General features: G+C 69.2%; 13 protein-coding genes. 5 read left to right on the forward strand and 8 right to left on the reverse strand.

Translation table 11 applies throughout. The annotated features are described in order from the left end of the window. Nucleotides 1-130: 130 nt before the first annotated feature. A complete protein-coding gene (gene mnmG, locus AC1DIQ_RS10115) occupies nt 131-2,020 on the reverse strand; it encodes a tRNA uridine-5-carboxymethylaminomethyl(34) synthesis enzyme MnmG (RefSeq protein ID WP_152152173.1) in 1,890 nt (629 codons plus the stop codon). 495 nt (nt 2,021-2,515) lie between these two features. Continuing rightward, nucleotides 2,516-3,040 (reverse strand): hypothetical protein, encoded by a 525-nt coding sequence (locus AC1DIQ_RS10120; protein ID WP_121040757.1) that lies wholly within the window; start codon nt 3,038-3,040, stop codon nt 2,516-2,518. Between the two features lie 148 nt (nt 3,041-3,188). Between AC1DIQ_RS10120 and AC1DIQ_RS10125 the strand changes: the two genes are divergently transcribed. Then, a complete protein-coding gene (locus AC1DIQ_RS10125) occupies nt 3,189-4,148 on the forward strand; it encodes a pyridoxal-phosphate dependent enzyme (RefSeq protein WP_121040755.1) in 960 nt (319 codons plus the stop codon). Beyond that, the gene (locus AC1DIQ_RS10130; RefSeq protein WP_183073725.1) at nt 4,133-4,744 is read left to right on the forward strand and encodes a YdcF family protein; all 612 of its coding nucleotides are present in this window, start codon (nt 4,133-4,135) and stop codon (nt 4,742-4,744) included. The genes AC1DIQ_RS10125 and AC1DIQ_RS10130 overlap by 16 nt, the downstream gene beginning before the upstream one ends. 41 nt (nt 4,745-4,785) lie before the next feature. Here the strand turns inward: AC1DIQ_RS10130 and bioC are convergent, their stop codons facing one another. The 5 genes from bioC to bioB all read right to left on the reverse strand — a co-directional run bounded on the left by bioC (nt 4,786) and on the right by bioB (nt 9,636). After that, the gene (gene bioC / locus AC1DIQ_RS10135; RefSeq protein ID WP_478049964.1) at nt 4,786-5,670 is read right to left on the reverse strand and encodes a malonyl-ACP O-methyltransferase BioC; all 885 of its coding nucleotides are present in this window, start codon (nt 5,668-5,670) and stop codon (nt 4,786-4,788) included. A 36-nt stretch (nt 5,671-5,706) separates the two neighbouring features. Beyond that, nucleotides 5,707-6,489, reverse strand: coding sequence for an SDR family oxidoreductase (locus tag AC1DIQ_RS10140; RefSeq protein WP_121040749.1), 783 nt, complete (start codon nt 6,487-6,489; stop codon nt 5,707-5,709). Nucleotides 6,490-6,549: 60 nt separating this feature from the next. Then, a complete protein-coding gene (gene bioH, locus AC1DIQ_RS10145) occupies nt 6,550-7,311 on the reverse strand; it encodes a pimeloyl-ACP methyl ester esterase BioH (RefSeq protein WP_282257907.1) in 762 nt (253 codons plus the stop codon). 16 nt (nt 7,312-7,327) lie between these two features. Beyond that, nucleotides 7,328-8,539, reverse strand: a complete 1,212-nt coding sequence (gene bioF, locus AC1DIQ_RS10150; protein WP_478049965.1) for an 8-amino-7-oxononanoate synthase — start codon at nt 8,537-8,539, stop codon at nt 7,328-7,330. A 62-nt stretch (nt 8,540-8,601) separates the two neighbouring features. After that, nucleotides 8,602-9,636: a biotin synthase BioB gene (gene bioB, locus AC1DIQ_RS10155; RefSeq protein WP_121040743.1), complete on the reverse strand. Its 1,035-nt coding sequence runs from the start codon at nt 9,634-9,636 to the stop codon at nt 8,602-8,604. A 70-nt stretch (nt 9,637-9,706) separates the two neighbouring features. Here bioB and AC1DIQ_RS10160 point away from each other — a divergent pair, with 70 nt between their 5' ends. From AC1DIQ_RS10160 to AC1DIQ_RS10170, 3 genes are all read left to right on the forward strand, one after another. Beyond that, nucleotides 9,707-10,420, forward strand: coding sequence for a double zinc ribbon domain-containing protein (locus tag AC1DIQ_RS10160; RefSeq protein WP_478049966.1), 714 nt, complete (start codon nt 9,707-9,709; stop codon nt 10,418-10,420). Between the two features lie 71 nt (nt 10,421-10,491). Further along, the gene (locus tag AC1DIQ_RS10165; protein WP_121040739.1) at nt 10,492-11,052 is read left to right on the forward strand and encodes an HdeD family acid-resistance protein; all 561 of its coding nucleotides are present in this window, start codon (nt 10,492-10,494) and stop codon (nt 11,050-11,052) included. A gap of 47 nt (nt 11,053-11,099) precedes the next feature. After that, on the forward strand, nt 11,100-11,600 hold the full coding sequence (locus tag AC1DIQ_RS10170; RefSeq protein ID WP_478049967.1) for a SecDF P1 head subdomain-containing protein: 501 nt from the start codon (nt 11,100-11,102) through the stop codon (nt 11,598-11,600). A 24-nt stretch (nt 11,601-11,624) separates the two neighbouring features. On the opposite strand, the gene AC1DIQ_RS10175 is transcribed toward AC1DIQ_RS10170, so the two are convergent. Continuing rightward, nucleotides 11,625-13,430, reverse strand: a complete 1,806-nt coding sequence (locus tag AC1DIQ_RS10175; protein ID WP_478049968.1) for an MFS transporter — start codon at nt 13,428-13,430, stop codon at nt 11,625-11,627. Nucleotides 13,431-13,481 lie beyond the last annotated feature (51 nt).

The raw sequence follows: 13,481 nt of genomic DNA on the forward strand, positions 1-13,481 counted from the left end.
AACTCCGGCAACGCAGGGCTGGGACGCCGCCTGCAGCGTTGTCCCGGCCCCCGATGATAGCGCGGGTGCGCCCGCCGCCTGCCGATGGTCCGTACACCACCGGTCGGCTCTACCGGCGGTCGGTGCCGTGTTACGCGGCGCGGGTACGGCGCGCGCGCTCCAGGTGCACCAGCAGCAGCGAGATCGCCGCCGGGGTCATCCCGGGGATGCGCTGGGCCTGGCCGAGGGTCTGCGGCCGCACGCGCTCGAGCTTCTGTTGCACTTCCGCCGAGAGACCGCGTACGCCGGCGTAATCGAAATCGGCCGCGATCGCGGTGTTCTCGTGACGCTGCTGGCGCTCGATCTCGTCGCGCTGGCGGTCCAGGTAGCCGGCGTACTTCACCCCGATTTCAACCTGCTCGGCGACCTTCGCATCGGCCACGGCCGGGCCGAGCGACGGCACCTGCATGAGCGTGGCGTAGTCCAGTTCCGGGCGCTTGATCAGATCCAGCACGTTGGTTTCGCGGCTGACCGCCACCCCCAGCGCAGCTTCCACCTCGCGGCCCAGCGCGTTGCCCGGCGTGGCCCACAGTGCACGCAGCCGTGCGGTTTCCTGCGTCACGGCGTCCTGCTTGGTCTGGAAGGCCGCCCAGCGGCGGTCGTCGACCAGGCCCAGCTCGCGGCCCAGGCCGGTCAGGCGCACATCGGCGTTGTCCTCGCGCAGCTGCAGCCGGTACTCGGCGCGGCTGGTGAACATGCGATACGGCTCGTTGGTGCCGTGGGTGATCAGATCGTCGACCAGCACGCCCAGGTACGCCTCGTCGCGGCGCGGGCACCAGCCGGCATCGTCGCGGGTGTAGCGCGCGGCATTGAGCCCGGCCAGCAGGCCCTGCGCGGCGGCTTCTTCATAGCCGGTGGTGCCGTTGATCTGGCCCGCAAAGAACAGGCCGCTGACGGTCTTGGTCTCCAGCGTGTTCTTCAGCCCGCGCGGATCGAAGAAGTCGTATTCGATCGCGTAGCCGGGGCGGGTGATGTGCGCGTTCTCGAAGCCGCGCATGCTGCGCACCAGCTCCAGCTGCACATCGAAGGGCAGCGAGGTGGAGATGCCGTTGGGATAGATCTCGACCACGTCCAGCCCTTCAGGCTCGACGAAGATCTGGTGGCTGGCCTTTTCGGCGAAGCGCACCACCTTGTCCTCGATGGAGGGGCAGTAACGCGGGCCGATGCCTTCGATCTGGCCGCTGTACAGCGGCGAGCGGTGCAGCGCATTGCGGATGATCTCGTGGGTGCGCTCGCTGGTGTGGGTGATCCAGCAGCTGACCTGCGCCGGGTGCTCGGCCACGCTGCCGAGGAAGGACATCACCGGGCGCGGATCGTCGCCGGGCTGTTCCTCCATGAGGCTGTAGTCCAGCGAGCGGCCATCGATACGCGGCGGGGTGCCGGTCTTGAGGCGGTCGATCACGAACGGACGCTCGCGCAGGCGCGCGGCCAGCGTGGTCGCCGGCGGGTCGCCCATGCGGCCGGCGGCGTACTGGGTCTCACCCACGTGGATCTTGCCGGCCAGGAAGGTGCCGGCGGTCAGCACCACGGCGGCCGCGCTGAAGCGCAGGCCGGTCTGGGTGATCGCACCGCGCACGGCATCGCCTTCGATGATCAGGTCATCCACCGCCGCCTGGAAGACGGTCAGGTTGGGCTGGGCTTCGACGATCTGGCGGATCGCCATCCGGTAGAGATTGCGGTCGGCCTGGCAGCGCGTGGCGCGCACGGCCGGGCCCTTGGAGGCATTGAGCGTGCGCCACTGGATGCCGGCGCGGTCGGCGGCATGCGCCATCGCGCCGCCCAGGGCATCGATCTCCTTGACCAGATGGCCCTTGCCGATCCCGCCGATGGCCGGGTTGCAGCTCATCGCGCCGATGGTTTCCACGTTGTGGGTCAACAGCAGGGTGCGCGCGCCACTGCGCGCGGCCGCCAGCGCCGCTTCGGTGCCGGCGTGGCCGCCGCCGATGACGATGACGTCGTAGCGATAGAAGGAGTCAGTCATTGGCGGGAGGAACTCGGGACGGGGCCGGGCGGCCCAGGGTCAGCCCTGGAGGCAGGGCGCGGGTGGCGATTTTAGCGCCATTCGTCGGGGGCGATGAAATCCACCCTCAAGTTGGCACGTTTTCTGCAGATAACCCAATAGCACCCAGGATGGCATGCGCCTTGTGCGTAACGGACCGGAATTGGAACAGGGGCCGGTCCAAGCGCATCGTGGGGAAGCAGAGGGGCCGGTAGTCGGGGGACTGCCGGCCCTGTTTTTTTGCCGGCGCGCGGCGGCTGGCTGGGCGCCAGATACAAAAGGCCCCGCCATTGGCGGGGCCTTCTGCGTTGTAGGTGCCGACATCCGACAGGGCCGGAACAGGGGGGATCCAGATGTTCCTGGCGGATATCGACATAGAGCCGAATGTGACGTCACTTGTCGCTTTTGGCACTTTGTGACCGTCACTGTCACTGCCCGACTAGAGTGAACTGCCGGGCGCGTGAAAATCAAGCCATCTCACGGCTCAACTGTGCGTTGGTTCGCATTGTTGAGATTCCGCCACGGGGAACCGTTCATCCTCGGCGCAGAGGGACGCGGGGCCTGGGCCGGGCGTGCCTGGGGCGGTGGGGATGGGCGCTGCTGTTGCTGCTGCTGCGGGCGGCGCGGGCCACCCACCGAATCCATGTTCCGCCACGGCGAGCCGCCGTTGTTCGGACGCGGGCGATCCGGCGGACGGGTGGGGTTGCCGTTGCCGTTGCCGGGGCGCGGCGGCGGCCGATGATTGTGCGGCGGGCGATAGTTCGGGTACGGGCGATACACCGGATAGCCGTAACCACCGCCATACCCGCCGTAGCCGTAATAGCCACCGCCGCCGTAATAGCCGCTGCCGTAGCCGTAGGGATAGCCGGCCGGGTAGCGATACTCGACCGAGGGTGCGCCGTGGTAGTAGCCATTGCCGCCGCCACCGCCGACATAGTCGTACGTCGCGCAGCCGGACAGGGCCAATAACAGGCCACCGGCAAGAACAAGGCGCATTTTCATGATGGGGTCCCCCCAAAGGGCTGTAGGGCCAGCTTCAGCCCAGGGCATTGAATCGGCCCTTAACTCAGCCCGATCCGAATGAATGGTTGCCATGCTGACACGTTCATCCGGACGGGTGTGGGCATGGGGCATACGTTAATCTTGCGTCATGAGCGATTCACCCTTGCCCTGTGTTGACGACGTGCTGGCGGCGGCGGCGCGCATTGCCGTGCACGCCTGCGTGACGCCGGTACTGCGCTCGCGCACGCTGGATGCGATGACCGGCGCCACTGTGTTCTTCAAGGCCGAGCATCTGCAGCGCAGCGGGGCGTTCAAGTTCCGCGGTGCCTGCAATGCCGTCTGGGCGCTGGAGGAGGCGCAGGCCCGGCGCGGGGTGGTCACCCACTCCTCCGGCAACCATGGCGCGGCGTTGGCGCTGGCTGCGCGCACCCGCGGCATCGCCTGCCACGTGGTCGTGCCCGAGGGCGCGGTGGCCGCCAAGCTGGCCAACATCGGCCGTCACGGGGCGACGCTGTGGCGCTGCGATGCCTCGATCGCCGCGCGCGAAGCGATGTGCGCCCAGGTCCAGGCCGAAACCGGGGCGACCCTGGTGCATCCGTATACCGACCCGCAGGTGATCGCCGGCCAGGGCACGGCGGCGCTGGAGCTGCTGCACGCCAGCGAGGGCCTGGACATGATGGTGGTGCCGGTGGGCGGCGGCGGCCTGGCCTCGGGCACGCGGCTGGCGCTGCAGGCGGTCGCCCCGGCAACCGGGCTGGTTCTGGCCGAACCGCTGGGCGCGGCCGATACCGCACGCTCGCTGGCGGCTGGCGAGCGCCGCATCGACTTCACCCCCGACACCGTCTGCGATGGCCTGCGCGGGACGCTCGGCGCGCCCAACTTCGCCCTGCTGCAGGGCGCGGCGCAGGTCATCACCGTCGCCGATGAGGCCACCGTCGCCGCAATGCGGCAGATCTGGCAGGTGCTCAAGCAGGTGGTGGAACCGTCCTCGGCCATCGCCCTGGCGGCGATCCTCGCCGAACCGGCGCGCTTTGCCGGCAAACGGGTCGGCGTGGTGCTGTCCGGTGGCAATGTCGATCTGGATGCCCTGCCGTGGGGTGCGGCATGAGCCGGCGCACGCGGGTGGGTGTGTTCGGGTGGCTCTGGCGGCTGTGCATCGTGCTGGCGGTGTGGCTGCTCGGGGTCACCGCGTGGATCGTCTGGATCGGCGAGCGCGACCAGGCGCAGAAAGCCGATGCGATCATCGTGCTCGGCGCGGCGGCCTATGACGCCAAGCCGTCGCCGGTGTTCGAAGAGCGCATCCGGCACGGGTTGGACCTGTACCAGCAGGGCTATGCGCCGCTGCTGATCTTCACCGGTGGCTACGGCGGCACCGGCGCGCGCTTTTCCGAATCGCAGGTGGCGCGCCGCTATGCGCTCAAGCAGGGCGTGCCCGACGATGCGATCCTGATCGAGACCGCCTCACGCACCACGCGGCAGAACCTGATCGAGGCGCGGCGCTTGATGGATCAGCGCAAGCTGCACCGCGTGATCATCGTCAGCGACCCGCTGCACATGGCCCGCGCGCTGCGCCTGTGCCGCGAGCTGGGCATCGATGCGCTGGCCTCGTCCACGCCGAGCACGCGCTTCCGCAGCTTCCACACCAGCTGGCGGTTCCTGGCGCAGGAAATCTACTTCTTCCATCGCGATCTGTTCCCGTCGTAGCGCCGACCCGTGGTCGGCTCTACGCGATCAGTGCGGTCGGCTCAGGGCGTTTTGCGGCGGATCGGAATCGCCGAGACCGGCACCGTGGCAACATCGCGCCCGCGCTCGCGGATCGGCGCGCCGCCTTCCGGCGCCCAGGCGTGTGCGTAGATCACTTCCCAGCTGCTGGGCAGCGTGCCGTCTTCGCGCCGCAGCGGCTCGTAGGCGGCCCGCGCGGCATCGAAGCGCCCGCGCCCGGTCAGGGTGTGGCGGCGGTCCTGGCGCGCGTTGGTGGCGCCGATCGCCTGCAGCTCGCGCATCAGTGCGGTCAGGTCGTCGTAGGTCAGGGTGAACAGGTCGCGGTCCAGCACCGGATCGCGGAAGCCGGACATCATCAGCGCATCGCCGAACTGTGCGATCGGTGCGAAACGGCTGACATGCGGCACCTCGTCGGCGGCGGCGAACGCATCGCGCAGTTCGATCAGGGTCTCCGGCCCGAACGTGGAGACCAGCAGCAGGCCCCCGGGCTTGAGCGCGCGGCGGAACCCGGCGAACACCGCCGGCAGATCCTCCACCCACTGCAGGCACAGGTTGCTGAAGATCACATCCACGCTCTGGTCCAGCACCGGCAGCGCCTGCGCATCGCCGCACACGCGCGAGAACGGCTTCCACCAGCCCGCCTGCTTCTTCGCCTCGCGCAGCATCGGCTGGGCCAGATCCAGCGCGATCACCTGGGCCTTCGGCCAGCGCTTCTTCATTACAGCGCTGGCATGGCCGGTGCCGCTGCCGACATCGAGCACCACCTGCGGCTGGCGGTTTTCCAGGTAATCCAGCGATTCGAGCAGGCGCTTTTCCACCTCGCGCTGCAGTGCCGCGGCGGCGTCGTAACTGCTGGCGGCGCGCGAGAAGGCGCGGCGGACGTGATGGGGATCGAAGCTGGACGTCATGGGGTACTCACGGCTCAAAACGGTGGTGCGGTGGACTCAGAAGGTGCCCGGGTAGGCGCCGCCATCGATCAGCAGGTTCTGCCCGGTGATGTAGCCGGCCTGTGCGCTGCACAGGAAGGCGCAGGCGGCACCGAACTCATCGGCGGTGCCGAAGCGGCCGGCGGGAATATGCGTGCGTTTGCGCTCGGCAAGCTGGCCGGCATCGATGCCCTGCTGCTGCGCCAGGTACGCGAAGTTGCCGCGCAGGCGATCGGTATCGAACTGGCCCGGCAGCAGATTGTTGAGGGTGACGTTGTGGGCGACGGTCTTGCGTGCCAGCCCGGCCACGAACCCGGTCAGGCCGGAGCGCGCGCCGTTGGACAGCCCGAGGATGTCGATGGGGGCCTTCACCGAGGAGGAGGTGATGTTGACCACGCGGCCGAAACCACGCTCGATCATGCCATCCACCGTGGTGCGGATCAGCTCGATCGGGGCCAGCATGTTGGCATCCAGTGCGGCAATCCAGTCCCCGCGGGTGAACTGGCGGAAATCGCCCGCCGGCGGGCCCCCCGCGTTGTTGACCAGGATGTCGACCTGCGGGCAGGCGGCCAGCGCGGCGGTACGGCCTTCCGGCGTGGTGATGTCGGCAACCACGCCGATCACCCTGCGTGCGCCCGGCAGGCCCTGCAGTTCGAGCACGGCGCGTTCCAGGGCCGCTTCACCGCGCGCGGCGATGACCACGTTGACGCCCTCGCGGGCGAGTGCGCGTGCACAGCCCAGCCCGAGGCCTTTGCTGGCGGCGCAGACCAGGGCCCAACGGCCGGCGATTCCAAGATCCATGGGGTCAGTCCTGTGGAGAAAGGCAGGCGTACATGATCGGCGATGCGCGGCCGGAACAGGTCAAGGCAGCGCGGCAACAAAGTGTTGCAGCTGCGCGGCCACCTCGTCGGTATGGCCGAGGAAAGGGGCATGCCCGCCCTGGGCGATCACATGCGCCTGCGCGCCCGGCGCCAGCGCGGCGGCAGCCTGCATGGCGCGCGCCGAGACCAGCCGGTCGCGCTGGCCGGCCAGCCACAGGCTGGGCTTGCCCAGCTGGGCCAGGGCGCCGCGCAGATCGGTGTTCTCCAGCAGGCGCAGGCCTTCCTGCAATGCGCGTGGGGTGGGCTCACCGCGCGCGACGAGCATCCCGCGCAGCGTGCGCAGTTCCTGCCGGGCGTGTTCGGAGCCCATCGCATCCAGCGCGAGGAAGCGCTCCAGCGTGCCGCGATAATCCTGCGCGAGGTCCTGACCGAACTGTTCGAACACCGCCGGCTCCACCGCATGCGGCCAGTCGTCGCCGCGCACGAAACGCGGCGTGGCGGCGATCATCGCCAGCGCACGCACCTGGGGCAGGGTCGCGGCAGCATGCAGCGCGAACAGACCCCCTAGCGACCAGCCGCACCAGACCGCCGGCGGCGTGGCGGCGGCGATGGCATTGACCACGTACGGCAGGCGCAGCGGCGTGGTGTCAGCGCGGCTGGCGCCGTGGCCGGGCAGATCCACCAGGTGCAGCTGGAAGTGCGCCGACAGGCGGTCCACCAACGGTGCGAACACGCCGCCGTGCAGGGCCCAGCCGTGGATGAGGACCAGCGCGGGGCCCTGGCCGATGACATCGATCTGCATGCTCAACCCAGCGCTGTCACGCGGTCACGGCAGTCAGCGATGGCGGCTGCACCACAGTGTCGCGGGCGTGCGCGATCGCATCGACCAGTGCGCGCACCTCGGCAGGTGTGTGCAGGGCGGACAGGGTCACCCGCAGGCGCGCCTTGCCCTCCGGTACGGTGGGCGGACGGATCGCGCTGACCAGGAAACCGGCGGCTTCCAGCGCGGCCGACATGCCCATCACCGTCGATTCGGCGCCGCACAGCAGGGGTTGGATCGGGGTATCCGATGGCATCAGTTCCAGGCCGTGCTGGCGGGCGCCGGTGCGGAAGATGCCAATCAGTTCGGTGAGCTTTTCGCGGCGCCAGTCATCGCGGCGGGCCAGCTTCACCGCGGCCAGGGCGGCGGCCGCCTGCGCCGGCGGCACGGCGGTGGTGTAGATGTAGGGGCGCGCGGTTTCGGCCAGGTGCTGGATCATCGCCTCGTCGCCGAGCACGACCGCGCCGCTGCCGCCGAGCGCCTTGCCGAGCGTGGCCAGCTGCAGCGGCACATCGTTCACGCCCAGGCCCGCATCGGCCACGCAGCCGCGGCCGTGTTCGCCGACCACGCCGATGCCGTGCGCGTCATCGACGTACAGCAGCGCTTCCTGCATGCGCGCCACCAACGACAGGGAACGCAGCGGGGCAATGTCGCCGTCCATGCTGAACACGCCGTCGGTGGCCAGCATCGCCGCGCCGTTGGGCGCGTGCTTGAGCTGACGCAGCGCGCCTTCGGTATCCAGATGCGGGTAGCGGCGCAGGCGGCAACCGGCCAGGCGCGATGCATCGAGCAGGCTGGCGTGGTTGAGGCGGTCCTGTACGCACACATCGTCTTCTTCGCTGAGCAGGGCCTGCTGCACCGCGAGGTTCGCCGCGAAGCCACTGCCGAACAGCAGCGCCCGCGGATAGCCGAGCCAATCGGCCATTTCCTGTTCAAGCGCTTCATGCAGCACGTGGTGGCCGCAGATCAGGTGCGATCCGGTGGCGCCGGTGCCTTCGCGCGCGGCCGCATCCTGCAGTGCGCTGACCACGCCGAACTGCTGCGACAGACCCAGATAGTCATTGCTGCAGAAACCGGTGAGCCACTGGCCATCGACGTCCAGCCGCACGCCATCGCGCCGGCTCACCACGCGGCGCACGCGAAGGCGCCCCTGCGCGTCGCGGAGCTTGCGCAGGGCCTGGATGCGGTCGTGCAGGTCAGGACGGGCCATTGTCGTCAGGGGGTCCGGGTGGGCCGTTAGCGTACCCGGTTGCCGGGCCCGCTGCTCGGGGCTCAGGCCGCCCGCCCGCAGCCGCCGCCGGCGGTGATGTCGGCGTGCACCGTGCCCGGGTGGTCGTGCCCGTCGGCATCCACCGTGACCGGCATCGGGCGCAGGCCCAGCCGCGCGAACAGGGCCAGGTCGCGCCCGGTGTCCGGGTTGCCGGTGGTCAGCAGCTTTTCGCCATGGAAGATGGAGTTGGCCCCGGCCAGGAAGCACAGCGCCTGCAGCTCGTCGCTCATCGCCTCGCGTCCGGCCGAGAGCCGCACCATTGCACGTGGCATCACGATGCGGGCCACCGCGATCATCCGCACGAACTCGAAGGGGTCCAGCTCGGCGGTGCCATGCAGCGGCGTGCCGGCGACCTGTACCAGGCGGTTGATCGGCACCGAATCCGGGTGGGCGGGCAGGGTGGCCAGCGCCAGCAGCAGGCCGGCGCGGTGCTCGCGGGTCTCGCCCATGCCGACGATGCCACCACAGCAGGTCTTCAGGCCGGCATCGCGCACGTGCGCCAGCGTGTCCAGGCGGTCCTGGTACTGGCGCGTGTGGATGATCGAATCGTAGTAGTCCGGCGCGGTGTCCAGGTTGTGGTTGTAGTAGTCCAGCCCGGCCTCGCGCAGGGCGGTGGCCTGCGCGCCGCTGAGCATGCCCAAGGTGGCGCAGGTCTCCAGGCCGAGTGCCTTCACCTCGCGGATCATCGCCGCCACCTTGGGGATATCGCGGTCCTTGGGCGAGCGCCAGGCCGCACCCATGCAGAACCGGGAGGCGCCGGCGGCCTTGGCCTGGCGGGCCTTGGCGACGACATCGTCGGTGGCCATCAGCTTCTGTGCGTCCACCCCGGTGCTGTAGCGCTGCGCCTGCGGGCAGTACGCGCAGTCTTCCGGGCAGCCGCCGGTCTTGACCGAGAGCAGGGTCGAAATCTGGACTTCCGCTGGATCGAACTGCTCGCGGTGCACGCTGGCCGCGCGGTGCAGCAGCGCCGGGAAGGGCAGCGCGAACAGCGCCAGCAGTTCCTCGCGGTGCCAGTCGTGTCGGATGACAGAAGCCATGGGAGTGTCCTGACAGATAGTGGAACGAAAGGGCGGCAGTCTGGTGAGGCCGCCCTCATCTGTCAACCATATGGGCTTATCAAAAGTTTACGGCACCTTGGGCTGGCTGGGCTGGCAGATCCTCCCGCTGCGCTGCCTGGTCTGCGAGTGCCCGGGCGCGGACGGGATGGATCTGTGCCGCGCTTGTCATCAGGCGCTACCGTGGAACGACCGCGCCTGCCGTCGCTGCGCCCTGCCGTTGGCGGCGACTGATCCCGGTGATGCAGCGGGGGACCACTGCGAGCGGTGCGTGGACGAGTATCCCCGCCAGGCGGCGGCCAGTGCCGCGTTCCTGTATGCGCCGCCGATCGACCGGTTGCTGATCCGGTTCAAATTCCATCAGGACCTGGCCGCCGGCCGGCTGCTGTCACAACTGATGCTGCAGCGCGTGCCGCCCTTTCTGGCCGGGCCGCTGCAGCCGATGCCACTGCACCGCCGCCGGTTGCGTCTGCGCGGCTACAACCAGGCGCTGGAGCTGAGCAAGCCGCTGGCGCGCGGGCTGTGCTGCCCGCTCTGGAACGGGCTGCAACGGACCCGCGAGACCGCGGCGCAATCGAACCTGGACGCGGATGCCCGGCGCTGCAACCTGCGCGATGCGTTCGCGGTACGCGGCCATCCACCGGCCGGGCTGACCATCGTCGACGATGTGATGACCACCGGGGCAACCACCGATGCCGCGCTGCGCGCGCTGCAGTACGCCGGTGCCGGCCCGATGCAGGTCTGGGTCTGTGCGCGCGTGCCGTGAGCGCCGTTGCCGCGCCTTGCACGCTGCGAGGACGTACCATCGGGGTGTCATCACCCTCGCAAGGACGTCCCATGAACCTGCCGCCGGATCCGCGCACCTCCCCGCTTCTCACTGCGATCGGCCGCAGCTGGTGGGTGCTGATGCTGTACGGCGTGGTCGCCGTGGTCTTCGGTCTGGTCGCGATCGCACGGCCGCTCTCGGCCGCCACCGCACTGGCCTGGGCGATCGGCGTGATGGCGCTGGTGGAAGGCCTGATCAGCCTGTTCGCGCTGTTCGGCCGCAGTGGCGTGCCGCGCGGGTGGCTGCTGGTCTACGCGCTGGCCTCGGTGGTATTCGGTGTGCTGGCCGTGCTCAACCCGCTGGCCACGGCCAGTGTGCTGATCCTGTTGCTGGCCGCCTGGCTGATCGTCGCCGGTATCTACCGCATCGTGTTCGCGATCCGGGTGCGCAAGGAAATCCAGGGCGAGTGGCTGCTGATCCTCAGTGGCGTGCTGGCGATCGTGCTCGGCGCGATGATGGTGGCCAACCCGATTGCAGGCATTGCCGTCACCACGCTGTGGATCGGCATCGGCAGCCTGCTCTACGGCGTGCTGCAGATCGTGGTCGCCTGGCGCATCCGCCGCCTGCGCTGAGCACGCGCAGCGGCGATACTCGTGTCCTTCCTGATGCAGAGATACGCATGCGCAGCACCCTTTTGATCGTCACGATGGCGCTGGCGTCCGGCCTCAGCGCCTGCACCCAGGCGCCGCCTGCACCCGCCGCGCCCGAGACGCCGGCGGGCGTCGCACCGTTGGCGAACGCACGCATCCAGATGCGGGAGGTGGCCGAGGATGCCCAACGCCCCGGCGTCACCACGCTCAAGGACCGCGACGGCAACGCGCTGCCCTTGATCGAGCCGGCCTTCATCACCACGGCCGACATCGCCACGGTGGCCGTGGGCAGCGACGGTCATACCGGCCACGGGACCCTGATCCTGCGCTTCACGGATGACGCGGCACCACGCATCCTTGCGGCGACCGAAGCGCGCGTCGCCAAGCGTGTGGCGTTTACTGTCGGCGATCAGGTCCTCAATGTCGCCGTCATTGCCGGCCCCTTCGCCCAGACCATGCAGGTGAGCGGGCTGGACAGCACGGAAGAAGCGCACCGGCTGTATACGGAGATCACGGGCAAGGCTCCCTGAGCCCCAAGTCGGGCTGCGGACCGTTCAGCGGAAATTCGCCTCGATCTGCTCCAGCGATTTGCCCTTGGTCTCCGGCAGCCAGAACGCGGCGATCAGGAAGTACAGCAACGTACAGCCGGCCCAGAAGAAGAACATGCTGGCGTAACCATGATGGCCGACCGTGGGCAGGAAGATCGCGGCGATCACGGTGGAGACGAACTGGTTGATCAACAGGGCGATGCTCATGCCGTTGGAGCGGATGCGGGTCGGCATCAGCTCGGACAGCGCCAGCCACACGCACACGCCCGGGCCCACCGCGAAGAACGCGACGAACAGCAGAATGCAGCCGGCGACCAGCCAGCCGTGGGTGGGCGAGGGCACCGGGCCGATCACCGCACGTTCGATCACCAGCGGCGCGTTGGCGGCCTGCGCCGGGTCCGGGAACGGGTTGAGATGCAGCGTGCGGAAGAAACGGCCGATCACGCTGTCGGCCGACACCGCGTCTTCGCGACGGATCTGCAGCGTGGCGTCGATCGGGTTGTCGCTGCGTAGTGAGCGCACGTTGCTGAAGCCGCCGTAGGCATACGACACGGTCAGCTGCTGCGGCGCGGCGCCGGCGTTGCCATCCAGCCGCTGCCATTGCGCGGCATCCAGCGGCAGCGACAGGGTGGTGCCGCTCACCTGCTGCTGAAGCGTGGCGTGCACGTCCAGCCGCCCACGCTCGCTCTGCACGAACAACACTGCAGCCGCCAGCAGCGACAGCGTGATGCCGCCACTGCCCAGCATCAACAGGAACTTGCGGCCTTTGCGGTCCACCAGTACCAGCGCGACCACGGTCATCACCGCGTTGAGCAGCTTGATCGCCACATCGGCGCCGTTGGCCACCGAGCCGGGCAGGCCGGCCTGGTTGAGGATGTTGACGGCGTAGGCCAGCACCGAGTTGATGCCGGTGGCCTGGGTGAAGGCCAGCACCAGGCAGGCCAGCACGAACGGCCACACGTAGCGGCGGCTGAGCAGCGGGTCGCGCTTGCCGTTGCGGCCGATCTGGAGCTCGTCCGGCGCCTGCATGCGCTGCAGGGTCGGCTCCACGTCGCCCGCGGCGACGGTACGCTGCAGGGCGTGGCGCGCCTTGTCGATGCGGCCACGGTGCACCAGCCAGCGCGGGGATTCACTGATCAGCAGCACGCCGCCGGTGAATACCAGGCCGGGCAGCAGGCAGCTCCAGAAAATGGTACGCCACGCATGGTCCTTGACGTCGAACAGCAGGCGCTGCTGCTCCGCACCGGGTAGATGGCGCACGGCGGCGGTCGCGGCATCCACGGCATGCGCGTGGTACAGCCCGATCACCGCGGCCAGCACCAGGCCGATGGTCAGCAGCAGCTGGAACATCGCCGCGCCACGCCCACGTCGTTCCGGGCTGAGCACTTCGGCCAGATACAGCGGTACCACCACGCCGATCAGCCCGCCACTGATGCCCTGCAGCAGGCGCCCCATCAACAGCGCGCCATAGCCATCGGACAGGGCCATCACCGGAATGCTGGCGGTGAACAGCACGCCGGCCAGCAGCATCGCGCCACGGCGGCCGATCAGGTCGGCGAGCATCCCGGCGAACAGTGAAGACAGCACACTGCCGAGCAGCACCGCGGCCACCACGAAACCCAACTGCTGGCTGGTCAGGTGCCAGCTCGCGGTGGCGGTGGCCTCCAGATAGGGCAGGGCGCCGGCGATGATGCCGATGTCGATGCCGTAGAGCAGCCCCCCCATGCCGCCGATGAACAACAGATAGCGTACCGGCCAGCGTGGCGCGGAGGCGCCTGCGTGCACGGGCATGGCTGCGGAAACATCGTTCATCGTGCCGGTCCTGTCTGCAAGTGCGTGCGCCATGGCGGCGCGGGAGTCAAC

It is taken from the genome of Stenotrophomonas sp. 05L413 (genome assembly GCF_056397945.1).

What these genes read in the sequence shown, in the direction of transcription:
- AC1DIQ_RS10160 (WP_478049966.1), top strand. Translation starts at nt 9,707, where the DNA reads ATGGGCTTATCAAAAGTTTACGGCACCTTGGGCTGGCTGGGCTGGCAG.
- bioH (WP_282257907.1), bottom strand. Translation starts at nt 7,311, where the DNA reads ATGCAGATCGATGTCATCGGCCAGGGCCCCGCGCTGGTCCTCATCCAC.
- AC1DIQ_RS10140 (WP_121040749.1), bottom strand. Translation starts at nt 6,489, where the DNA reads ATGGATCTTGGAATCGCCGGCCGTTGGGCCCTGGTCTGCGCCGCCAGC.
- AC1DIQ_RS10125 (WP_121040755.1), top strand. Translation starts at nt 3,189, where the DNA reads ATGAGCGATTCACCCTTGCCCTGTGTTGACGACGTGCTGGCGGCGGCG.
- bioB (WP_121040743.1), bottom strand. Translation starts at nt 9,636, where the DNA reads ATGGCTTCTGTCATCCGACACGACTGGCACCGCGAGGAACTGCTGGCG.
- AC1DIQ_RS10175 (WP_478049968.1), bottom strand. Translation starts at nt 13,430, where the DNA reads ATGAACGATGTTTCCGCAGCCATGCCCGTGCACGCAGGCGCCTCCGCG.
- mnmG (WP_152152173.1), bottom strand. Translation starts at nt 2,020, where the DNA reads ATGACTGACTCCTTCTATCGCTACGACGTCATCGTCATCGGCGGCGGC.
- bioF (WP_478049965.1), bottom strand. Translation starts at nt 8,539, where the DNA reads ATGGCCCGTCCTGACCTGCACGACCGCATCCAGGCCCTGCGCAAGCTC.
- bioC (WP_478049964.1), bottom strand. Translation starts at nt 5,670, where the DNA reads ATGACGTCCAGCTTCGATCCCCATCACGTCCGCCGCGCCTTCTCGCGC.
- AC1DIQ_RS10120 (WP_121040757.1), bottom strand. Translation starts at nt 3,040, where the DNA reads ATGAAAATGCGCCTTGTTCTTGCCGGTGGCCTGTTATTGGCCCTGTCC.
- AC1DIQ_RS10170 (WP_478049967.1), top strand. Translation starts at nt 11,100, where the DNA reads ATGCGCAGCACCCTTTTGATCGTCACGATGGCGCTGGCGTCCGGCCTC.
- AC1DIQ_RS10165 (WP_121040739.1), top strand. Translation starts at nt 10,492, where the DNA reads ATGAACCTGCCGCCGGATCCGCGCACCTCCCCGCTTCTCACTGCGATC.